We start from the raw sequence: 22,769 nt of genomic DNA, 5'->3' as shown, positions 1-22,769 counted from the left end.
CCCCTCCGCCGGAAGAAGCTGACGGAGAACGCCCAGCCCGCCTAGCGGCGATTTCCTCGACAGGAGACCGGTCATGAGCAACTCATCACAAGCCTATCGCCGCGACACCGCTACCGACGGCCTGAGCATCGTCAACGTCAGCCGGCGCGAATTCCTCAAGGACCTGGCGCTGACCGGCTTCGTGCTGGCCGGCGGATTCCCGGCCTTCACCCTGGCCGACGAAACGGCCGCGCCCAAGGAAGCGGCCAAATTCGGCGCCGACGGCATGCCGCACGGCTGGGTGGACAATCCGCTGGTGTTCGTCGCCATTGCCGCCGACGGCACGGTGACCATCGTTTGCCACCGCTCGGAGATGGGCCAGGGCGTGCGCTCCAGCCTGCCTCTGGCGGTGGCCGACGAGCTCGAAGCCGACTGGCAGAAGGTGCGCATCGAGCAGGCGCCCGGCGACGAAATCCGTTACGGCAACCAGGACACCGACGGCTCGCGCAGCCTGCGCCATTTCTTCCTGCCCATGCGCCGGGTCGGCGCGGCGGCCCGCCAGATGCTGGAATCGGCGGCGGCGGCCCGTTGGAAAGTGCCGGTGGAGGAAGTCCGCGCCGAATCGCATCAGGTGGTCCATACGAGCAGCGGGCGGAAACTCGGCTACGGCCAACTGGCCAAGGCGGCGGCGAAACTGCCGGTGCCGGCTCGGGAAAGCCTGCGCCTGAAGAATCCCAGCGAATTCCGCTATATCGGCAAGGGCCAGACCGGCCTCTATGATGGCCACGATATCGTCAGCGGAAAGGCGCAATACGGCATCGACACCCGGCTCAAGGACACGCGCTACGCCGTGGTGGCCCGGCCGCCCAACGTCGGCGGAAAAGTCCTGCGCTTCGACGCCGACGCTGCCCTCAAGGTGCCGGGTGTGGTCAAGATCGTCGAAATCCCCAGCAGTCCGCCACCGGCCGAATTCAATCCGCTGGGCGGCGTGGCGGTGATCGCCCGCACCACCTGGGCGGCCATCCAGGGACGCAAGGCGCTCAAGATCGAATGGGACAAAGGGCCGCACGGCGCCTACGACTCGGTCGCCTATCGGGCGGAGCTCGAAGCGTCCGCGCGCAAACCGGGCCAGGTGGTGCGCAACGAAGGCGATGCCGATGCGGCTTTGAAATCCGCGGCCAAACGGGCAGAAGCGGAATACTACGTTCCGCATCTCGCCCAGGCGCCCATGGAACCGCCGGCCGCGACCGCGCGCATCGCCAACGGGAAATGCGAGGTCTGGGCCTGCATCCAGTCGCCCCAGGCCGCCCGCGACCGCGTAGCGAAGTGGCTCGGGCTGCCGGCGGACAAGGTCACGGTGCACGTCACCCTGCTGGGCGGCGGTTTCGGCCGCAAATCCAAGCCCGACTTCGTGGTCGAGGCGGCTCTGCTGTCCAAGGCCGTGAACGGCAAGCCGGTCAAGCTAACCTGGACGCGCGAGGACGACCTGAGCCACGGTTATTTCCACACGGTTTCGGTCGAGCGCCTGGAAGCCGGCCTGGACGCCCAGGGCAAACCGACGGCCTGGCTGCACCGTACGGTCGCACCCAGCATCGGCTCGACCTTCGGACCGGACAACAAACACGAGATGCCGGTGGAACTGGGCCTGGGCGTCATCAACGTGCCCTTTGCCATCCCCAACCTGCGCATCGAAAACCCGGAAGCCGAAGCCCACACGCGCATCGGCTGGTTCCGTTCCGTGTCCAACATACCCCATGCCTACGCCATCCAGTCCTTCGTGGCTGAACTGGCCCACGCGGCGGGACGCGATCCCAAGGATTTCCTGCTGGATCTGATCGGCCCGCCGCGCCACATCGATCCGCGCACCCTGGGCGACACCTGGAACCACGGCGAATCGCCGGAACTCTATCCCATCGATACCGGACGCCTGCGCCGGGTGGCCGAAACCGCCGCCCACGAAGCCGGCTGGGGCCGTGCCTTGCCCGAGGGCCGCGGACTGGGCATCGCCGCCCACTACAGCTTCGTCACCTATGTTGCGGCGGTGGTGGAAGTGGCCATCGGCAAGGACGGCGAACTGAGCATACCCCGTGTCGACGTGGCCGTGGACTGCGGCCCGCAGGTCAACCCGGAACGCATACGCGCGCAGATCGAAGGGGCCTGCATCATGGGCGTCAGCCTGGCGACGCTGGGCGAAATCAGCTTCAAGAACGGCGCGGTGGAACAGGACAACTTCCACACCTACCAGATCACCCGCATGGATAATGCGCCGCGCGAAATCCGGGTACACCTGCTGCCCACCGAGCAATTCGACACCCCCCTCGGTGGCCTCGGCGAGCCCGGCGTGCCGCCCATCGCCCCGGCGCTGTGCAATGCGATATTCGCCGCCACCGGCAAGCGCATACGCAGCCTGCCGATACGCGATCAGTTGCAGAAAGCGTGAATGGAGCGCAGGCGGATTTCCGGTCGGGCATCCAGCGGAATAAGTCCGGCATGATAGACCCGCAGGCAACCGCGCTGGCCAAGGCGCGCTACAACCGCATCGCACGCATCTTCGATGGCCTGGAAGCGCTGATGGAACTCCGCGCCAAGACCTGGCGACAGCGCTTATGGGATCAGGTCGGGCCGGGAAAGATACTGGAAGTGGGCGTGGGGACCGGGAAAAACATGGCGTATTATCCCAAGGGCGCCGAGGTCTGCGGAATCGACCTGAGCGATCGCATGCTGGAGCGGGCGCGCCGCCGGGCCGAGCGCGAGCACATCGCCGTGGATTTGCGGGAGATGGATGCGCAGTCCCTGGACTTCCCGGACGGGTCCTTCGACGCGGCCGTGGCCACTTTCGTATTCTGCTCGGTTCCCGACCCCGTACTCGGGATGGCGGAGCTGGCCCGCGTGGTCAAGCCGGGAGGCACAGTCCTCCTGCTGGAACATGTGCGCCTCGAACAGCCCCTGATCGGCCGGCTCATGGACCTGATCGACCCCGTGATCGTCCGCATGGTGGGGGCGCACATCAACCGGCGGACGCTGGAAAATGCCCGCCTCGCCGGATTGGCCGTGGAATCGGTCGAGAACATGACGGCGAACGGCCTGGTCAGGCTGATACGGGCACACCCCGGGAATTAAGCCGGTGCCCGCAGGGAGGCGCATCTACACGGGCTATCTGGCTGGGGGAATGCCGGCCGACGGACCCGACGCCGCCAGCGCAGCTTCCATCTCGTCGCGCATTTCCTGCGCACTCGCGTCGGATGAAAAATGGCCCATGGCACCGCCGGGCAGCGGTTTTCCGCCGGGCCCGTAGAAATAGACGGGGATGGTCTCGACCCAGCGTGCGGCCTTGAGAAGATCCATGAACTGCACGCCGGCGACGTCGGATTGCTCCTGGCTTACCAACACGGCCGTCGGCGGCATCATCCGCAGGCGCAGGAGGGCCTCGATCGAACTGGGCGTGTTGAAGACATGCCATCCCTTGTCCGTGAATGCCTTGCGCAGCTGCGCGACGCGCTCCTGGTTCTGTTCGACGATGAGCAGACGCGGCGCCACCTTGTGATCGGCCGTCGGGCGCTCGAGTGTCGCCGCCACATAAAACGCCAGATCGCTCTGCACGTACTCCTGATTCCCGAGGAATTCGCAACCGAAAACCGAGCCCGCGTCGGTGACGTGGGTGTTGCGTATATTGGCGCGCAGCCGTTCCACGGGGATGCCGTTGGGAAGCGTGAAAGCCAGTTCGACCTTCTCGTTGTTCGCCACCACGACGGCGGTCGAGACGCGGCATCCGTCGAGGCTGAGGTCGCGGACCTCCCCCTCGAACTCCTTGCCCTCCAGCGTGACGCGGCACGGAACGAACAGATCGATGCGCTGGGATTTGCGGAACGCGACCAGTTCCAGACTCTCGGGCCATGCCACCAGGCAATAGGAAATGTGGGGGCGTTCGTCCCAGTCCAGGATGGTCGACTCGAATCCGCAGGCCTTGCCCTGGGTCACGAAACGCACGACGCACCGGTCGCGGCGTTCCATATAGACATAGTGCGCCTCCGTGCGGGGGCGATCCAGCATGATGTATTGCGATTTGACCCAGCCGCGCACCACGGACCGGTAGCGCTGTCCCGACTGGCTGGCGACCTTGAGCTGCAATAAGACCGGCTCGTCGACCGCAAGAAACGCCTCTATGTCCCGCCGATATTCAGCCACCTGTCCGACCCTCCACGTCCAACTTCTGCGCGCGAGGGGACAATCTACCATAGGCGCCGCGGAGACCTGAATCGGCCGAGTCGCGCATCGGCTCGGAAGCGAGACAGCGGCCCGAAACGCGCCGGAATTCGCGGCCTGCCGAATTCCGGCGCGCTTCGGGCGCGGGAGGCTATTTCTTGGGACTGCCGTGTTCGGGCATGCCGTGCATCTTGAGTTGTTGCGGCACCTGATGGGACTTCATGTGTTGCTTCATCGCCTGCAGCCACTCGTCCTTCAAGCGCGCCTGCTCCTTTTCATCCTTGGCATCGCGTATCTGATGCATGAAGTCGTGACTCTTCAGCATGAATTCCTGCATCTGCCGCATATGGGCGTCCCGTTGCTCTTCGCTCATGCCGTGCATGGCTCCCATGCCCCCCATTCCACCCATGCCTTCATGAGCTGGCATGGGCGGCGGAGCCTCTTTCTCCTCCGCGAACGCGAACGCACCGAACGTGGCGATACAGGCTGAAAAAGCGAACATACTGACGGATTTGTTCATGGCTAACTCCGATGGATTAACGGTCATCAGCTCGGGAAGCACGACGAGACGGGCGCCCGTCGCGAACCCAGAATGCGCCCGCGCCGAAACGGCGTCAATCGACGGGAAGCGGGAAACTCTCGGGACCGGTCCCCGAGTCTAACGGGAGGCTATGCAGATCTCGCAGGCGAAGACCCGCCGTCCGGATCGTAGAGCGACTCCATCGGGTAATGTTCGAAACATAGGCGGGCATCCAGCTGCGGACCGCTGGACGGCAACCGATCCCTCAGCAGGGAGATTCAGGCTGCTTCGATTTCGGCCACCGTGCCTTTGAAATGCGAATGGCGGACTTGCGCACCGGCAAGCCTCGACTCGGCCCTTACAAAGGCTTGGTCACCACCACCACGCCCGGCTCGTCGATCTTCTTGCTCTGGGTGAAGCCCAGCTTGCTCATCAGGTGCAGCATCTTGACGTTGTTCGCCAGCACCTCGCCCTGCAGGGTGTGGAAGTTCTTTTCCCGCGCGGCATCGATCACGCAAGTCATCAGCCGGGTGCCTATGCCCTTGCTCTGCCAGTCGTCCGCGACCACCAGGGCGATTTCGCCGCTTTCGCCGTCCGGATTGCTGAAATAACGCGCCACGCCGACCTCCAGCTCCTGATTGTCTTTTTTGACGACCGCGATGAAAGCCAGTTCGCGCGAATAATCGAGCTGGGTGAAGCGGATCAGCATTTCCCGGCTGAGTTCGTGCAGGGTCTCCATGAAGCGGAAATACTTGGCCTCGGGCGACAGCCGGCGGACGAAATCGCGTTCCATCTCCGCGTCTTCCGGACGAATGGGGCGGATGGTGACATCGACGCCATCGGGCATTTGCCAGTGTGTGACCAGGTGGCTGGGATAAGGATGGATGGCCATGTGGTCGTAGGGATGCCGCCCCGGCGGCTGGTATTGCACGACGATGCGTGCATCCAGCGCCCAGGCGCCGCTTTCGTCCACGGTCAGCGGGTTGATGTCCATTTCCTTGATCTGCGGCAGTTCGCAGACCATTTCCGAGACCCGCAGGAGCACGTGGACGATGGCATCCAGATCCGCCGGTGGCAGATTGCGGAATTTCTCCAGCAGCCTGGAAATATGGGTCTGCCTTATCATCGAGCGGGCGATGTAATCGTTCAAAGGCGGCAGCGCGACCGCGCGATCCTGCAGGATTTCCACCGTCACCCCGCCGGCGCCGAAACTGACCACCGGCCCGAACACCGGATCGTCGATGACGCCGACCAGCAGTTCGCGCCCGCTGCCGCCGCGATACATCTTCTCCACGCTCACGCCTTCCAGCCGTGCCTCAGGCCGCAGTTCGCGTACGTGCTCCAGCATTTCGCTGTAGACATGGCGCACCGCTTGCGCCCGGCCGACATTGAGGCGGACGCCGCCGACATCGGATTTGTGCGTGATGTCCGGCGACAGGATCTTCAGCGCCACCGGGAAACCCAGATATTCCGCCGCGGCCAGGGCCTCATTGGGCGAATGGGCGGTCATCGCGGGCAGCATGGGTATGCTGAATGCGCGCAGCAGCGCGCGGGTTTCCAGGGCCGAGAGCAGCGTGCGGTTTTCCGCGAGGGCCCCTTCGATGATGAGCTTGGCACCCTCGATATCCGGCGGTTCCAGTTCGGCCAAAGGGCCCGGCGCCTGCATCAACAATTCCTGGTTGCGACGATAAGCCGCCAGAAAGCCGAAGGCCTCCAGCGCGCTTTCCGGGTTGATGAAACTGGGCACGTGATGGCGCGCGAAGGTTTCCCGTCCCTTGCGCACCTGGGTTTCGCCCAGCCAGCAGGCGAGTACGGGCTTGCCTTCGGGGTTGTCGGCCTTGATGACGGCCTTCGCCGCCTCGGTGGGCGCGGTCATGGCTTGCGGCGTCAGCATCACCAGCAGACCGTCGATCTGATCGTCCGCCAGGCAGGCTTCCACCGCCGCCTGGTAACGTTCCGGCGTGGCATCGCCCAGGATGTCGACCGGATTGTTGTGCGACCAGGTTTTGGGCAACACAGCATCCAGTTTGGTCCGGGTATCGGGGCTCAGCTCGGCCAATTTTATCCCTTGCTCTACCGCGCGGTCGGTCGCCATCACGCCGGGCCCACCGGCGTTGGTGATGATGGCCAGGCGGTTGCCGCCGATGCGATGCGGATTGGAAAGCAACTGGGCGGCGGCGAACAATTGCTCTATGGTGTCGGCCCGCACCACGCCGGCGCGCTCCAGCGCGGCATCGAACACGTCGTCGGAACCGACCAGCGAACCGGTATGCGACATGGCGGCGCGCGAGCCTTCGGCGTGGCGCCCGGCCTTGATGACGATGACCGGCTTCAGGCGGGCCGCCGCGCGCAGGCCGCTCATGAAGCGCCGCGCATCGCGCACCCCCTCGATATACATCAGGATGCTACGGGTCTCCGGGTCCATGGACAGATAATCCAGGATGTCGCCGAAACTGACATCGGCGGCATCGCCGACCGACACCATGGTGGAGAAACCGACCTCGTGGGCGCTGGCCCAGTCGAGGATGGCCGTGCAGATCGCGCCCGACTGGGAAACCAGCGCCAGCGATCCCGGCTTGGCGACGTTGTTGCTGAAGGTGGCGTTCATGCCGATCGAGGTGCGCATCAGCCCCAGGCAGTTCGGCCCGAGTAGACGGACCCGGCTGCGGTGCGCTTCTTCGAGCAAGGTGTGTTCCAGCGCCTTGCCGGCGCCTTCCAATTCGCCGAAACCGGCCGAAAGCACGATGGCGGCCTTGATCTGATGTTCCCCGCAGGAACGGATGATCGCCGGCGTCGTGGCCGCCGGGGTCGCGATGATGGCCAGATCGACCCGTTCGTTCAATTCGTCCAGCGAGGCGTAGCAAGGTTTTTCGCCTATGGCTTGATACTTGGGATTGATGGCATGAACCGGCCCGGCGAAGCCGCCGTTCAGCAGGTTCTCATACACCCGTCCGCCGACTGCTTCCGCCAGCGGACTGGCGCCGAATACCGCGATGCTGCGCGGCGTGAACAAATGCTCCAGATAATGCCTGCCCATGGGACTCGTCTCGGATGGTCGATGTTGGTTCGGACCGGCTGCACGGAACGCGCGACGCCGGAATACAAAAACGCTGGCCGCATTCTAGAGGAATGCCGGGGACGCGTCAGGCGCGCGGATTACCTTTGGATTTGCAAAAGTCCCTCGCGCGTTGACAGACGCCGGGCGGCGGACCGAAGCTGTGCCCTTCCCGAACAACCCGGAGTCCGGCCATGAGCGGTAGAGACCTCAAGACTTATAGCGATGCGGAAATCGAGCAACGGCTGAAGGAAGAACTGCCGCACTGGTATTACGAAAACGGCTGGATAAGGCGGAAATACAAGACCGCCGGATGGAAGGCCACGCTGATGGTGGTCAACACGGTGGGCCATCTCGCGGAAACCGCCTGGCACCATCCCGACCTGACCGTTTCCTACGCCTTCGTGATCGTGAAACTGGTCACCCACGCCGCCAAGGGCGTCACCGACCGGGACTTCCTATTGGCCAAAAAAATCGAAGAGGTCCTAGGCTGGGATGCCGCAACCGAAAGCGCCGGCATCTTCGAAGGCACGCCGGACGACCCGCGGTTCAAGTACATCAAGCACGATAAATAGGATACGAACCCTGGAGCGTCAGGCGGCCGTTCCGAACAAGCGCCGATAGTTCTCCGAACTGAGCTCGCAGACGGTTTCAAACCGGGTTTGCCTCAGATCGGCCACGAATTCCGCCACATGGCGGACATAGGCCGGATAGTTGGGTTTACCGCGATGGGGTATGGGCGCCAGGTAGGGCGAATCGGTTTCGACCAGGAAACGGTCGTCTGGCACCCGGCGCGCGGCATCCTGGATCTGCGCGGCGTTGCGGAAGGTGACGATGCCCGAAAACGAGATGTAGAAATTCAGGTCCAGGGCGCGGCGGGCGGTTTCCCAGTCTTCGGTGAAACAATGCAGCACGCCGCCGACCTCGGCCGCGCCCTCCTCTTCCAGGATACGCAAGGTATCTTCCCGCGATTCGCGGGTGTGGATGATGAGCGGCTTGCCGGCCGCCCGCGCGGCACGGATATGGGTGCGGAAGCGCTCATGCTGCCAGGCCAGATCGCCCTCGCTGCGGAAATAGTCCAGCCCCGTCTCGCCTATGGCCACCACTTTCGGGTCGGTCGCCCTCTCAACCAGGTCTTCCACGCTGGGTTCGTGGCAATCCCTTTCGTTGGGATGCACGCCCACGGATACCGAGATGGCGTCATGCCCTTCCGCCAGCGCCCTCATCGCCGGGTAAGCTTCCAGACTGATGGAAACGCAGAGCATGTGGCCCACGCCCGCCTCCCGGGTTTCCTGGACGAAGCGGGAAAAATCGTGGCCGTAGGGTGCAAGGTCGAGACGGTCGAGATGGCAGTGCGAATCGATGAGCATGATAGGAAATTGGAAATGAAAAGGCCCCGTACGGGGCCGTTGGGCAAGTGCGGGGTATCACAGCGTGTGCGTGGGCCGGTCCGACTCCACCGCGCCAGCCAGGTAATTTTCGATCCGGCTGCGGGTCGTGCCGCCGTCCTGTTCGCTGAACTGCACGCCGATACCGGTGGAACGGTAGCCTTCTGCACCCTTGGGCGTAATCCAGATAACTTTGCCGGCGATGGGAATACGCTCGGTCTCATCCATGAGATTGAGCAGCATGAAGACCTCGTCGCCCAGTTGATAAGGCTTGCCGGTGGGGATGAACAAGCCGCCGTTTTTGACGAAAGGCATGTAGGCGGCATACAAGGCGTTCTTTTCGCGGATGGTGAGCGACAAGAGACCCTGACGCATGGGGCTGGGTGCGGGTGTGGCTTCGCTCATGGGATGACTCGTTTCAATGGCGTTGCAGACGTGACCATAGGATCAGCAACTCTTCGAGCAGCAAGGGGCGGTTGACCTGCCCCGTCAGCATTTGCCGCGCCGCCAGGAGGCGATCCAAAAAGGCGTAAATCGCCTTCAAGTCTAGCTTTTCGCTGAGGGCTTGCAAACCGGGCCGCAGGTCCGGGTTATCCAGGTCGGCCTGCGCGGACGCAGCCCGTAAGCGGATCAGGTCCTGAGTCCAGGACAGCATCCATTCCGTCAGCGACTCGCAGCTCACCGGCGGCGTCTTCGTGCTGGACGGTTGCCATCGGTCGGCCACGCTCAGCGGGTCCTGCCGCTTCGCCCCTACGGCTTGCCAAGCCGAGAAAAAACCGCTGCGGCGCTCGATCGCGTCCTCGCCGGCCAGGGCCAGTGCCCGCAACGGCGCGCCTTGGGCCAGTGTCAGCAAGGCATCGGCCTGCGCCACGCCTTTGCGACTCAGCCAGGCCAGCGCCAGATCGCGCGTCGGCGGAACTATGTTCAGGCGCTGGCAACGACTCAGTATCGTGGCCGGCAAGCTGTGCGGGTCATCGCTCAACAGCAGCATGAGCGTATGGGCATCGGGCTCCTCCAGCGTTTTCAGGAGGCTGTTGGCGGCTGAAATATTCATGCTTTGGGCCGGAGCGATGATGACCACCCGCTTCCCGCCATATTGAGGCGCGAGCGCCAGTTTTTCGATCAGGCCGCGGATCTGATCGACGATGATCGGTTTGCCGGCCTCGATCGGTTCGACCCGTTGCAGGTCGGGATGGGTCTGGGCCTGAAAAAGCAGGCAACTCGCGCAAATGCCGCACGCTTCATCGGACGGCGATCGGCACAATAGACGCTGGGCGAAAGCCAAAGCCAGGCGCATCTTGCCCAAACCCGGCTTGCCGGTGACCAGCAAGGCCTGGGGCAGGCGATCGTTGGCCGTATAAGCGATCAGACGCTGCCAGGCCGGCGCCAGCCAGGGCAGGTCGTCCGCCAGACTCATGTGCCCAGCCACGGGTTCAGGTGACGGGCGATGGCGTCCTGCACCGACGCCAGGGGCTGGGACGCATCGACCAGCCGCACCCGCCCGGGAAACCGCCGCGCCTGATCCAGATAGGCGGCCCGTATCCGCTCGAAAAAATCGACCCGCTCGCGCTCGAAGCGGTCGGACTCCCCGCGGGCCCGCACGCGCGCCAGACCGATATCCACGGGCGCATCGAACAAGAGGGTGAGATCGGGGCTCAGGCCGGCTTGAACATGCCGTTCCAGCGATTCGATGAAAGCCCGTTCCAGACCCCGCCCGGCACCCTGATAGGCGTAGCTGGCGTCGGTAAAGCGGTCGCAGACCACCCAATGCCCCGCCGCGAGCGCCGGCTCGATGACTTCATGGATATGCTGGGCACGCGCCGCGAACAGCAACAGGAGTTCGGCCCGTGGGTCGATGGCATCACTCCCCAGCAACAGCGCCCGCACCGCCTCGCCCAGTCGGGTTCCACCCGGCTCCCGCGTGGCTATCGCTGGATGGCCGGCCTTTTCGACCTGATCCCGCACGAACGCCAGGTTGGTGCTCTTGCCCAGGCCTTCGCCGCCTTCCAGGGTGATGAACTTTCCACGTGTCATGGCTGATGTCGCTGATAGAGTTCGACGGCGCGGTTGTGCTGATCGAGGGTGTCGGAAAATACATGGCCGCCATCACCCCGCGCCACGAAATAAAGGCTCTCGCCGGGTTCCGGATGCAGGGTGGCACGGATGGCTTGCTGGCCGGGTAATGCGATGGGAGTCGGCGGCAGGCCGTGATGGACGTAGGTGTTGTAGGGCGTATCGCGCATCAGGTCCTCCTTGCGCAGGTTCCCGCGGTAGGCGTCCCCCATGCCGTAGATCACGGTGGGATCGGTTTGCAACGGCATGTTCCTGGCCAGCCGGCGCAGGAATACGCCGGCGATCTTCGGCCTCTCCTCGGCCAGGCCGGTTTCCTTCTCGACGATGGAGGCCAGTATCAAGGCTTCGTACGGCGATGCGAGCGGCAGTTCGGGCGCCCTGCCCTGCCACTCCTGCGCCAATATCGTTTGCATTTTCCGCTGGGCCAGCCGCAAAAGTTCCAGCGCCGCCATGCCTTTATGGTAGAAATAGGTATCGGGATAAAACCAGCCTTCGGGCACGTGATCCGGCATGCCCAATAGCGTCATCAAATCCTTGCCGCTTTTTTCCCGCACGTTTTGCAGCAACGCGGTTTGCCTGTCCATGGCTTCGAGCATCTGGGCAAAACGCCAGCCTTCCGGGACGGTGAGCGGATACTGCTTGACCCTGCCCGCCACCAGCATGTCCAGGACCTGAGTCTGGCCCAGCCCCGCAGGGATCTCATATTCGCCCGCCTTGAGCTTCCCCGCCACGCCCTGGACATAGGCGTAGAGCGTGAACCATAGCCGGCGATCCAAGACGCCGGCCTGCTCCAGTTGTTCGGCGATGGCTTTCAGGCCCCGCCCGCGCGCAATCTCGATGACGACCGTCTGGGCGTTGGCAACCTGACGCGCGGGAAAGGCGCGATAATCCATCCACAGCCAGCCGGAGTAAAAGCTGGCCAGAACGACGAAGATGCCGGTCAGGCGCCGCATGCCCTGGCGATCTCGCTCTCGATGTGCGCGTCCAGTTGCGCGATCAATCGTCCCGTCAGCGGGCCCGGCCGATAATCGCGGGATTCGAAGCGACCGATGGGCCGGATGCGGGTGACCGAATTGGTCAGGAACAATTCGTCCGCATCGTAAATTTCCTCCAGGCCGAGCCGGGTCTCGGCGACCGGCACATGCAGAGCCGTGGCCAAACGGATGACCACGCCCCGCATCACACCGCTGACGCCGCAGCGGTCCAGCAAGGGGGTGCGCACGACACCGTCCTTGACCACGAACAGATTGCTCATGACACCCTCCACGACATGGCCGTCCACATCCAGCAACAACCCTTCCAGGATGGTTTCGTCTTCCCATTCCGCCCGCGCCAGCACCTGCTCCAGGCGATTCAAATGTTTGACGCCGGCGAGGCGCGGTTGCACCGCGAGGCGCAACCGGCATAGGCGCACGGCAATCCCTACGCTATCCCTACTCGAAGGAATTGCGGGATAAGGATGCAGGCTGACGACGCGCGTCGTTTGAGCCGGCACGGGAACACGATAGCCACGCCCGCCGGAACCGCGGGTCAGGATGATCTTGATGACGCCTGCGCTCACGCCCACCGCCAGCCGGGCGACTTCCCCGGCCAGGAGTTCGGGATCCGGGGATTCCATGCCCAAGCGGACGGCATCGCGCTGCAGCCGCTCGAGATGTTCGCTCAGGAACAGGGGAAGGCCGCGCGATACGGCGAGCGTGGTGAATATTCCATCGCCGTATTGAAAGCCGCGATCGGCGATGTCTACGGTCCGCTCGGGAAATCCATTGATCAATACCGAACCGGCGTGTGGCAAGGCTGTGGTCCTTGGAAGCAATCCGACGGGAGTTGAACGGTGGAGAAAACCGAGCGTGTCAGGACGAAAATGCGGGCCGCCGCTCGAAGCGAGCCCGCACGAACTCCGGCTGATCAGCCGTAACGCTTGAATATCAGGGTGCCGTTGGTGCCACCGAAGCCGAAGGAGTTGGACATGACGATGTCCAGCTTGGCCTGGCGGGCGGTATGCGGCACATAATCCAGATCGCACTCCGGATCCGGATCGTCCAGGTTGATGGTGGGCGGAATGACCTGGTCGCGCAGGGCCAGTACCGAGAATATCGCCTCGATGCCACCGGCCGCCCCCAGCAAATGACCGGTAACGGACTTCGTGGAGCTCACCGGAGTACGGTAAGCGGCATCGCCGAACGCCGTTTTAACCGCGCGGGTTTCCGCCAAGTCGCCGGCCGGGGTCGAGGTGCCGTGCGCGTTGATGTAATCGATCTGATCGGAATTGATACCGGCGTCGCGCAGCGCCGACTTCATGCAGCGCGCAGCCCCTTCCCCGCTCTCCGGCGGCATGGTCATGTGATACGCATCGGCGCTCAATCCGTAGCCGATCAACTCCCCGTAGATGCGCGCGCCGCGCTTCTGCGCATGTTCCAACTCCTCCAAAACCACCACACCGGCGCCGTCGCTCAGCACGAAGCCGTCGCGGCCCCGATCCCAGGGACGACTCGCGCGCGTGGGCTCGTCGTTGCGGCGAGACAAAGCGCGCGCCGAGGCGAAGCCGCCCAGCGAGGTCGGCGAGGTCGCCATTTCGGCCCCGCCGGCGACCATGACGTCGGCATCACCGTAGGCGATCAGGCGCGCGGCATCGCCGATGCTGTGGGTGGCCGTCGCGCAGGCGGTAACGATGGCGAAATTCGGTCCTTTCAGTCCATATTTGATGGACAGATTGCCGGATATCATGTTGATGATGTTGCTCGGCACGAAGAACGGCGAGATCTTGCGCGGACCGCCTTTCTGGTAAGCCGCGTGACCGTGCTCGATGCCGGTGATGCCGCCTATGCCCGATCCGATCACCACGCCGATGCGTTCGGCATTGTCCTCGGTCACTTCGAGCCCGGAGTCTTCGATCGCCTGGCTGCCGGCCGCCAGCCCGTAATGGATGAAGATATCCATCTTCTTGGCTTCTTTCTCGGCGATGTATTGGCTGACGTCAAAGCCGCGAACCGAACCACCGAAACGCGTGGCAAAGTCCGATACGTCGAAATGCTCGATCGGGCCGATACCGCTCCGACCGTTCAACACGTTGTCCCAGGAATCGGCGACATTCAGGCCCACGGGCGTAACCATGCCCAGGCCGGTGATCACTACACGACGCTTACTCAAGATAGGCACCCTGCTACAAACAAAAAAACGCGCCCCACCGGATCTGGGATCCGGTGGGGCGTTCGGGGCGTTTTATTAGCTGTGGCTTTCGATGTAATCGATAGCCTGCTGCACCGTGGTGATCTTCTCGGCATCTTCGTCCGGGATCTCACATTCGAATTCTTCTTCCAGAGCCATTACAAGTTCAACCGTGTCCAAGGAATCGGCTCCGAGATCGTCTACGAAGGAAGCTTCGTTGGAAACTTCTTCTTTCACGCCCAACTGCTCGGTAACGATCTTTTTAACACGCTCTGCAACGTCACTCATTGTATTGTTTCCTCGAAGGTTACTCGTAAATTTAAAGCCGGTGAATTTTAATTTGAAATGTGCTCATTACAAGCTTTATCTGCGCTCGCGGGATTTTCTTATCAGTTTGAAATCCTCGCGTAGGCCTCCACGCGGCGGCGCGTACGATACCACGATAGCGCCAGCGCGGAAACGGAGCGCCGGTCAAGCCATATACATTCCGCCGTTGACATGCAGCGTCTCGCCCGTGATATAGGAGGCCTCCGCAGAAGACAAAAATGCCACCGCGGCGGCGATTTCCTCGGACTCACCCAAACGCCCCAGGGGAATAGACCCCAACAAGGCCTTTTTATGTTCCTCGGGCAGGTCGCGGGTCATATCCGTGTCGATGAATCCTGGCGCCACCGCGTTGACCGTGATGTTGCGCGAACCCAATTCCTTCGCCAGCGATTTGGTGAAACCTATCACGCCCGCCTTAGCCGCCGCGTAATTCGCTTGACCGGCATTACCGGTCGCACCGACCACCGAGGTGATGTTGACGATGCGACCGGTCCTGGCCTTGACCATGCCTTTCAGGAAGGCCTTGCTCAAACGGTAAACCGAGGTCAGATTGGTCAGTATGATGGCGTCCCACTCCTCGTCCTTCATGCGCAACATCAAGTTGTCGCGCGTGATGCCGGCATTGTTGACCAGCACGGTGACCGGCCCGAATTCGTCGCTGACCGCCTTGACGAAAGACTCGATGGACGCGGGTTCCGCAACGTCGAGCACCTTGCCATGGCCTTGCAGGCCGGCGCTGGCGAACGCGGCACCGATAGCGTCCGCGCCGGACTCACTCGTCGCCGTGCCGATCACGGTAAAGCCGTCGCGGGCCAGCCGCAAGGCGATCGCATGGCCGATGCCACGGCTGGCGCCGGTCACTACAGCAATTTGTCCACTCATTTCACAAGCTCCAGGGCTTTGTTCAGGGAATCGGGACTAAAAACAGCCTCGGCCCGGGCCTCGGGTGCAATGCGCTTGGTGAGCCCCGCTAAAACCTTGCCCGGACCGCATTCGACGAAGCGGTGCACGCCCTGCTCGTACATGAAGCGCACCGAATCCGCCCAGCGCACCGAGCCGTAGAGTTGTTTTTCCAGGGCAGAGGCGATCACCTCTGGCGCGGGATGCGGGGCGACATCGACATTATGAATGACGGTAATCGCCGGACTCTCGATCTTGACGCCGGCCAAGATCGCATGGAATTTTTCCGCGGCCTCCTGCATGAGGGGGCAATGTGAAGGCACACTCACCGGCAAGATTACCGCGCGTTTGGCACCGTGAGACTTGGCGGCTTCGATGGCTTTTTCGACCGCGGCCGCATGACCGGCGATGACAACCTGGCCGGGCGCATTGAAGTTGGCCGGCGTCACGACCTGCTCGGCCGTCGAAACGCTGCTGCAGACCTCCACCACCACATGGTCGTCCAGGCCCAGGATGGCCGCCATCGCGCCCACTCCCGGCGCGACCGCCGCCTGCATCAGCCGGGCACGCTCCCTCACCAGCGACACCGCATCCCGGTAAGCGATGGCATCGGCGCAGACCAAGGCGGTGTACTCGCCCAGGCTGTGCCCCGCCGACCAAGCGGGCACCACTTCACTCACCTTGCGCCACACCCGCCAGACGGCGACCCCCGCCGCCAACATGGCGGGCTGGGTGTTTTCGGTGAGGTTAAGTTCTTCGGCCGGACCGTCTACAACCAGCCGCCATAAATCGAAGCCGAGCACATCGGAGGCTTCCGCGTAGGTTTCCTGCACTTCCGCGTGTTCGGCGGCGAGCTCCTGCAGCATGCCGACCGATTGCGAACCCTGGCCGGGAAAAACGAAAGCCAGGCCGTTGTCTGTCACACTCATGGATTACTCCCGGATCAATAGCGTATCAACGCCGAACCCCAGGCGAAGCCGCCGCCGAAGGCCTCCATCAGCACCACCTGACCGCGCTGGATGCGCCCATCGCGGATCGCTTCGTTGAGCGCCAGGGGAATGGAGGCGGACGAGGTATTGCCCTGGTTTTCGATCGTCACTACGACCCGATCCATGGGCAGTTTCAGTTTCTTGGCCGTCGCGCCGATGATGCGGATATTGGCCTGATGCGGCACCAGCCAGTCGACTTCGGACTTGTCCATGCCATTGGCCGCCAGGGTATCGTCGACGATGCGGCCTAGCGTGTTGACGGCCACCTTGAACACCTCGTTACCCTGCATCTGGATGTAGCGCTCGTCGTCGATGCCGACATCGGAGTTGGGTAGGTATAACAAGTCCTGGAACTGGCCGTCGGAATGGATGTGGGTGCTCAGGATGCCGGGCTGCTCGGCCGCTTCCAGCACCACCGCGCCCGCCCCGTCGCCGAAGAGGATGCAGGTGGCCCGATCGTTCCAGTCGACCACGCGCGAATTCAGCTCGCTTCCGACCACGAGGGCGCGCTTGGCGGTACCCGTGCGCACATACTGATCGGCGATGCTCAAGGCGAATATGAAACCCGAACAGGCGGCCTGCACGTCGAAGGCGGCACCTTGACGGACCCCCAAACGCTGTTGCAGCAAACAGGCCGTACTGGGGAAGATGCGATCGGGGGTGCTGGTCCCCAGTATGATCAGATCGATGTCCTCGGGACCGACACCAGCGGCTTCCATGGCTTGGCGCGACGCGATCTCCGCCATGGCGGAAGCCGTTTCGTCTGGGGCGGCGATATGGCGCGAGCGTATCCCGGTACGCTCGAATATCCACTCGTCCGAAGTATCCACCGTTTGCGCGATGTCATCGTTGGTTTTGACCTCGGCGGGCAGGTAGCCGCCGGTGCCGGTGATGCGGGCATATCGGGTCACGCGTTTGTCCTCTCGGCAAAGATCTCCTCGACCCGCTCGCCTATGCGCCGGGGGACGTCTTTTTCTATTTCCAGCTCGGCGATATGGATGGCGCGCGCGACGGCGAGTCGATCGGCATTGCCATGGCTCTTGACCACGATGCCGCGCAAGCCCACGAGGCTGGCGCCGTTATATTGGCGGGGGTCGAACTTGCGCCGTATGGAACGCAGCACCGGCAGTGCCACGAGCCCGGCGATGCGGGTCAGCCAATTTTTCTGGAAAGCGTCCTTCATTTCCTGACCTATCATCTTGGCCAAGCCTTCGCTGCTCTTCAGGGCCACGTTGCCGATGAAACCGTCGGTCACCACGATGTCCACATCGCCGGTATAGATATCGTTGCCTTCCACATAACCAATGAAGTTGATGTGGGACTCCGCGATCAGCTTGGCCGCCTGCTTGACCTGTTCGTTGCCCTTGATTTCTTCCTCGCCGATATTGAGCAGGCCAACCGTGGGATTGGGGTTGTCTTCCACGGCTCGCACCAACTCGTAACCCATCACCGCGAACTGGCGCAGATGCTCGGCGGTACAATCGACGTTCGCCCCCAAATCGAGCATGTGGGTGTGTCCCGCATGCGAGGGCACGGTAGCGATAATCGCCGGCCTGTCCACACCGGGGATAGTTTTCAGGACGAACTTGGCGATGGCCATCAGCGCCCCGGTATTACCGGCGCTGACGCAGGCCCCGGCCACGCCCTCCTTGACCAGATTGATAGCCACGCGCATGGACGAATCTTTCTTGTTGCGCAAGGCCTTGGACGGGGATTCGTGCATCTCCACCTGCTCGGAGGCATGGTGGATGCGCAGACGATCACCAAACCGACTCCCGGCACCGGCCAGAACGGATTTCAGCGTCGTCTCGTCGCCGACCAGTATCAGATTGAGGCGGTGATTCGCCTCCAGGCAATCAAGCGCGGCGGGCACCACGACACTGGGCCCGTGATCACCGCCCATGGCGTCGAGCGCGATGACCAAACTGTCGCTCATGCGACGCTCCGTAAGCAATCAACAGGGTTGAGCATTATGAATTCGAGATCGGAAACGCCCGTCGCACACACAGGATGGACGGGCGGGATGGACGCGAAGCGGAAGCGGGGCAGAAAGCCCGCGCTTATTCTTCAGAGATGGTTTCGCCTTTGACGTCTACGACTTTGCGGCCACGATAATAGCCTTCGGGGCTCACATGGTGACGCAGATGGGTTTCGCCGGTGGTCGGCTCGATGGACAGCGCGCTCGCGCTCAGCGCATCGTGAGAACGGCGCATGCCGCGCTTGGAACGGGTTTTACGATTCTGTTGAACAGCCATAGCTAACTCCGGTGTAATTAATGCGTTTTCTTTAACTCTGCCAATACCGCGAACGGATTCTTGCGTGCCTCGACCGGCGGGGCCGGCTCCGGCTCCTGCGCTTTCTGAATGGCCGACACGCAGGACTCATGCTGGGGCACCGAGGGAACCGCCAGCAGCAACTCGTCCTCGACCAACTCGACCAGAGAGACCTTGTCGTCTTCGAGCATCAGCGCCTCGTAGCGCTCGGGGAGCAGATTCGCCTCGTCGACGGTGCGTGCGACGGCGAGGCTCACGGCCACATCGACGTTCACGCTCATCGGCGCCAAACAGCACTGGCAAATCAGTGCCAGTTCCGCCCTGACCCGGCCCGTTACGGTCACATGCCGGCCTTCTTTGGCGAAACCAAGCTCGAATGCCGCAGAACCGTCCCGGTTCGCGACGGCGTCCACCAGGCGCGCCATGCGGGCGAAAGGCAAGGCGCCCGAGAACCGGCGCTGCTTTTCCGCCATGACCGTGGGATCGACGAACTCGGGCAAATGGTCGAACATAATCGACAAATGATACCGACTCGGAACAATTTCTGTCAAAGCTAAGCGAAGCCGGCGTTGCCTCCCTGCGGCCGTCCCTGACATTTCGCCGGCCGACACCGGGGCAACGGCGGGATATGACTGCAATCAGCGCTTCTCGCGTCGCGCCGGGACCTACCCCCCGAACTCAAAGCTTGGTGCTCACCATGAAACCTACCCACCGCGGCAGACTGGGAACATAGGTGTTCCAGTTCGCATTGAAGCCGTAGTCGGTATCGAAGAGGTTATTCACAATCAAGCTTGCATCGACGAGCCTGTCCCGTCGGCCAAATCCGATCGCGACATCGGTTATACCGTAAGGGTCCACCATGGCATAACGGGACAGCGATGGGTCGTTATTATAGCTGGAGGTGAACCGATAATTGACGTTGGCATGAAAGTCGAGGCTATCGGATATCGGCCGCGCATAGTTGGCGTTGAGATTGAACGTAAACTTGGGCGCGCCGGGCAAGGTTTTACCGCTCGCGTCGTAATAGGGTATCGAGCTGCCGCCAAGTTCCAGAGGCTTGGCCAAGAATTTGAAATCTTCGTAGCGGGCATCGTTGTAGGCCCCGGCAAAGCGCAAGGTAGTATATTCAATCCCGGAATAGGTAAGATCCAGCTCCACCCCTTTGGTATGAACCTCAGGCACATTGCCCAAGCCACTGGTATAAGCAATCTTGCCATCGTTGTTCACGAGGGTTTGCGCCTGGTCTTCGAAATACATCGGCTGGAGATAATCGTCGATTTTGGTGAAGAAGACATCGGCAGCGACGAACAGGGAGCGATTGAACAGAGACGACCTGAACCCCAGCTCAAAGCTATTGCTTATCTCTTCCTTGGCGGGCGCTGACTTGCCTCCATTGACGGTCGCGCCGACGACTTGCGAAATGCCTGCTTTTTCGCCGTGTTGATAAGTGAAATAAGCCGTGTGGTTCTCGTTAAACTTGTAGATGGGGCTGAACGTCGCGGTCGGCAGCACCTTCTCAAACGGTTCGGCGTCCGTGTTTTGATAAAGTCCGCCCAACCGAGCGAGACGTATCGCTTTGGCGTCCGCCACCTGTTGCTTTTGTGCGTCGGTTAGTTTCGCGTAGGAAGACTGCTTAAAGTATTTCTGCGCGACTAAATTGGCCAGGGCTAATTGCTCCGCCGAGTTGCTCGTAAGTCCCCCTTTCGCATTACTGTTGAATCCGCCCAATTGCACATTATTCCGCGATGCCGGATTCAACTCCGCACCAAAACCCTGATCTTCGATTCGGCGCAGCGAACTAGTCCGGCGATCTTCGCTCGTCAGACGCAAGCCAGCGTTGATCGTCAACGGTTCGGACAGGTGGAAATTGATATTGCCATAACCCGCCACGCTTTCATTACGAAGAACATCTTTGGTCTTGGTAAATAGCCGGTCTATCGAGTTCAGCATCAGGTACCGCCCATTGCCGTCGGCATCCAGCCGATTATATTGATCAACAGTGGCATAGTAAGCCCCGGCATCGGAGCCGTATCTGTTTTGGCTCCACCGCTCGGGCATGTAGTTTCTGTACAGATAAACTCCGGTCTGGTAATCGACGAAACCACCCGATTGTGACCTCAGCTTGAATTCTTGGCTGTATTGTTCGTATTCGACGTGACCGGCGGAGCGGGTACGATCGATGTCAAACACGGTATTCGGTCCGCTACCGGCATCAAAATAGTAATCCCTATAGGCGGTGATCGAACTGAGAGTATGGTTAGCTACGTCCCACGACAGATTCAATGCCCCACCCTTGGTACTATAGCGATGGGGGAGTTGGTTTAGCCGATTGACCTGATCTGCAAGGTAATTGCCGCTGACCGAATAATTACTCTCCTGTGCAAACCAGCGTCGGCTTAGCCTGCCCGTAGGCTCAAGGGCCTGGTTGACGGCAATGGGATTCCCCGACGCGTCTCGGGTATCGTAATAATCCGGTGTCGCCCTCCAAAAGTTGAGAAAGTTAACATTTTCATTAATCGTGGGCGTGAACTCCACGTTGAGCTTGGCCGTAAACGTATCACTCGGCGTCAATAAGAGTTGGAGGCGTCCGAAAGTGCGATCGCGATTCTGGAAAGTACCTTTCTGGTCGTCGAGGTTCCTTTCTTGTCCATCGGCCTGCTCGCGGTAAAAAGTTCCGCGCCAGGCAAGCAATCCATCGATCACCGGGCCACCGACCGCGGCCTGCGTCCGGATCGTGTTGCGTTGCCCGTAGGTGATGGACGCATTGGCCTCGGGGGTAAAAGTCGGCGCCCTCGATGTGATGGTAATTTGCCCGATGCTGGAATTTTTCCCTCCCAAGGTTCCTTGCGGGCCTCTGGTAACGTCGAAACTTTCGAGATCCACAAAGTTCGTGGATGCCGCGATCGCACCGGTGCCGTAAGCTACTCCGTCGACATTCATTCCTACGCTAGGATCGAGCTGGCCTACGCCACTCGCCCATCCTACCCCACGAATGGTCAAGCTTGCCGCCTGCGGATTGCTGTATCCCATTCCGACATTGCCGACGCGGGTAATGATGTCGCGGAAATTGACGGTGTCCTGCTTTTGCAGTTCCGTCCCGGCCACGACAGAGACCGACTTCGGAACATCTTTCAGTTTTTCCAGTGGAGTTTTTCGACGTACCACAACGTCATCCAGGGTCTTGGCGGACTCCTCTTCAGCTTGCTGCGCTGGTTCGGTTTGCGCCACAGGGGTCGCGACCTCCGTACTTTGTGCCGCTTGCGCCGGCGGAGTCGCCGTGGTGTTCGCCTCCGCATGGGTTTGCGATTTCAGCAACAATTGCTTGAGGGCCTCGATTTCCTGACGCTGGTGCTCCATTTCCTTGCGTTGCCGTTCGTTTTCGGCCTTCAATTCGGCGACCTGGGAATCGTCCGCCGCCAACGCTTGGCCGTCGCACGCTAGGTACAAACTCAATATCACCCCCTGCGTAATAAGATTGAGGGGAAAACGGTTTGTCTTGGCCTGCATATATTGTGGAGACCGTGCTGGGGAGAGTTCGTGCATTCAATAGTCCTGAAATCCGCTCGGAATGCTGTCTACGCGGTCATTTCTGACGCTCAGACAGGCCTGCACCCCCATGCCACGTTCAATGATCTTTATTTGAACGAGTTGGGTGATGTCCCCCACAGGCAACCGCCATGCCACCACTCCGGAAAAATGGCCTTGCAGCACCGCTCGGCATATCCATAGGGCGTACCGGGACCCTCGCGCGAGGCAACTCGGTGTCTCAGCACAGCCCCAACATGCCCCTGCCCACCCTTGAATGCACGTGACGAGGCAGCGTCCGCGCAAATTGCGCAGACAAAACCATCTGCCTTCCCCGAAACTTTATGGAATACCGTCGCCCCCTGTAAT

21 protein-coding genes are annotated in these 22,769 nt (G+C 61.8%); 3 read left to right on the top strand and 18 right to left on the bottom strand.

The features are described 5' to 3' along the window. Window positions 1-73 precede the first annotated feature (73 nt). Together JWZ97_RS00705 and JWZ97_RS00700 are read left to right on the top strand one after the other, a co-directional pair. A complete protein-coding gene (locus JWZ97_RS00705) occupies window positions 74-2,419 on the top strand; it encodes a xanthine dehydrogenase family protein molybdopterin-binding subunit (protein WP_205432644.1) in 2,346 nt (781 codons plus the stop codon). Window positions 2,420-2,469: 50 nt separating this feature from the next. Then, window positions 2,470-3,099 carry a class I SAM-dependent methyltransferase gene (locus JWZ97_RS00700; protein WP_205432642.1) on the top strand — a complete coding sequence of 210 codons (630 nt, stop codon included), beginning with the start codon at window positions 2,470-2,472 and terminating at the stop codon, window positions 3,097-3,099. A gap of 33 nt (window positions 3,100-3,132) precedes the next feature. Here the strand turns inward: JWZ97_RS00700 and JWZ97_RS00695 are convergent, their stop codons facing one another. The 3 genes from JWZ97_RS00695 to JWZ97_RS00685 all read right to left on the bottom strand — a co-directional run bounded on the left by JWZ97_RS00695 (window position 3,133) and on the right by JWZ97_RS00685 (window position 7,739). Beyond that, window positions 3,133-4,164, bottom strand: coding sequence for a flagellar brake protein (locus JWZ97_RS00695; RefSeq protein ID WP_205432635.1), 1,032 nt, complete (start codon window positions 4,162-4,164; stop codon window positions 3,133-3,135). Window positions 4,165-4,333: 169 nt separating this feature from the next. After that, complete coding sequence (locus JWZ97_RS00690; RefSeq protein WP_205432633.1) at window positions 4,334-4,702, bottom strand: hypothetical protein; 369 nt, start codon at window positions 4,700-4,702, stop codon at window positions 4,334-4,336. Between the two features lie 358 nt (window positions 4,703-5,060). Further along, window positions 5,061-7,739: a bifunctional acetate--CoA ligase family protein/GNAT family N-acetyltransferase gene (locus JWZ97_RS00685; protein WP_205432624.1), complete on the bottom strand. Its 2,679-nt coding sequence runs from the start codon at window positions 7,737-7,739 to the stop codon at window positions 5,061-5,063. A gap of 212 nt (window positions 7,740-7,951) precedes the next feature. Here JWZ97_RS00685 and JWZ97_RS00680 point away from each other — a divergent pair, with 212 nt between their 5' ends. Next, a complete protein-coding gene (locus JWZ97_RS00680; RefSeq protein ID WP_205432622.1) occupies window positions 7,952-8,332 on the top strand; it encodes a 4a-hydroxytetrahydrobiopterin dehydratase in 381 nt (126 codons plus the stop codon). An 18-nt stretch (window positions 8,333-8,350) separates the two neighbouring features. Here the strand turns inward: JWZ97_RS00680 and JWZ97_RS00675 are convergent, their stop codons facing one another. From JWZ97_RS00675 to JWZ97_RS00605, 15 genes are all read right to left on the bottom strand, one after another. Further along, window positions 8,351-9,127 (bottom strand): TatD family hydrolase, encoded by a 777-nt coding sequence (locus tag JWZ97_RS00675; protein WP_205432620.1) that lies wholly within the window; start codon window positions 9,125-9,127, stop codon window positions 8,351-8,353. A 57-nt stretch (window positions 9,128-9,184) separates the two neighbouring features. Continuing rightward, window positions 9,185-9,550 carry a PilZ domain-containing protein gene (locus JWZ97_RS00670; RefSeq protein ID WP_205432618.1) on the bottom strand — a complete coding sequence of 122 codons (366 nt, stop codon included), beginning with the start codon at window positions 9,548-9,550 and terminating at the stop codon, window positions 9,185-9,187. 13 nt (window positions 9,551-9,563) lie between these two features. Next, the gene (locus JWZ97_RS00665; RefSeq protein WP_240342414.1) at window positions 9,564-10,562 is read right to left on the bottom strand and encodes a DNA polymerase III subunit delta'; all 999 of its coding nucleotides are present in this window, start codon (window positions 10,560-10,562) and stop codon (window positions 9,564-9,566) included. Next, window positions 10,559-11,179: a dTMP kinase gene (tmk, locus tag JWZ97_RS00660; RefSeq protein WP_205432610.1), complete on the bottom strand. Its 621-nt coding sequence runs from the start codon at window positions 11,177-11,179 to the stop codon at window positions 10,559-10,561. The genes JWZ97_RS00665 and tmk overlap by 4 nt, the downstream gene beginning before the upstream one ends. Beyond that, window positions 11,176-12,171, bottom strand: a complete 996-nt coding sequence (gene mltG, locus JWZ97_RS00655; protein WP_205432608.1) for an endolytic transglycosylase MltG — start codon at window positions 12,169-12,171, stop codon at window positions 11,176-11,178. The genes tmk and mltG overlap by 4 nt, the downstream gene beginning before the upstream one ends. After that, window positions 12,159-13,013, bottom strand: a complete 855-nt coding sequence (gene pabC, locus JWZ97_RS00650) for an aminodeoxychorismate lyase (RefSeq protein ID WP_205432604.1) — start codon at window positions 13,011-13,013, stop codon at window positions 12,159-12,161. Before pabC ends, mltG begins: the two co-directional genes overlap by 13 nt. A gap of 113 nt (window positions 13,014-13,126) precedes the next feature. Beyond that, window positions 13,127-14,368, bottom strand: coding sequence for a beta-ketoacyl-ACP synthase II (gene fabF, locus JWZ97_RS00645; protein ID WP_205432601.1), 1,242 nt, complete (start codon window positions 14,366-14,368; stop codon window positions 13,127-13,129). A 75-nt stretch (window positions 14,369-14,443) separates the two neighbouring features. Further along, window positions 14,444-14,674, bottom strand: coding sequence for an acyl carrier protein (acpP, locus tag JWZ97_RS00640; protein WP_205432599.1), 231 nt, complete (start codon window positions 14,672-14,674; stop codon window positions 14,444-14,446). Window positions 14,675-14,857: 183 nt separating this feature from the next. Further along, complete coding sequence (fabG, locus tag JWZ97_RS00635; RefSeq protein WP_205432598.1) at window positions 14,858-15,595, bottom strand: 3-oxoacyl-ACP reductase FabG; 738 nt, start codon at window positions 15,593-15,595, stop codon at window positions 14,858-14,860. Beyond that, window positions 15,592-16,542: an ACP S-malonyltransferase gene (gene fabD / locus JWZ97_RS00630; protein ID WP_205432597.1), complete on the bottom strand. Its 951-nt coding sequence runs from the start codon at window positions 16,540-16,542 to the stop codon at window positions 15,592-15,594. Before fabD ends, fabG begins: the two co-directional genes overlap by 4 nt. Window positions 16,543-16,556: 14 nt before the next feature. After that, window positions 16,557-17,513, bottom strand: a complete 957-nt coding sequence (locus tag JWZ97_RS00625) for a beta-ketoacyl-ACP synthase III (RefSeq protein WP_205432596.1) — start codon at window positions 17,511-17,513, stop codon at window positions 16,557-16,559. Beyond that, a complete protein-coding gene (gene plsX, locus JWZ97_RS00620) occupies window positions 17,510-18,538 on the bottom strand; it encodes a phosphate acyltransferase PlsX (RefSeq protein WP_205432594.1) in 1,029 nt (342 codons plus the stop codon). The genes JWZ97_RS00625 and plsX overlap by 4 nt, the downstream gene beginning before the upstream one ends. Before the next feature lie 124 nt (window positions 18,539-18,662). After that, window positions 18,663-18,857 carry a 50S ribosomal protein L32 gene (gene rpmF, locus JWZ97_RS00615; RefSeq protein WP_205432592.1) on the bottom strand — a complete coding sequence of 65 codons (195 nt, stop codon included), beginning with the start codon at window positions 18,855-18,857 and terminating at the stop codon, window positions 18,663-18,665. A gap of 17 nt (window positions 18,858-18,874) precedes the next feature. Next, window positions 18,875-19,387, bottom strand: coding sequence for a YceD family protein (locus JWZ97_RS00610; protein ID WP_205432590.1), 513 nt, complete (start codon window positions 19,385-19,387; stop codon window positions 18,875-18,877). A gap of 166 nt (window positions 19,388-19,553) precedes the next feature. After that, window positions 19,554-22,418, bottom strand: a complete 2,865-nt coding sequence (locus JWZ97_RS00605; RefSeq protein WP_205432588.1) for a TonB-dependent receptor — start codon at window positions 22,416-22,418, stop codon at window positions 19,554-19,556. Window positions 22,419-22,769 lie beyond the last annotated feature (351 nt).

The organism is Methylococcus sp. EFPC2, from assembly GCF_016925495.1.
GTDB lineage: Bacteria > Pseudomonadota > Gammaproteobacteria > Methylococcales > Methylococcaceae > EFPC2.
Note: the sequence above shows the minus strand (reverse complement) of the source record. Positions and strands in the feature narration are given on the sequence as shown.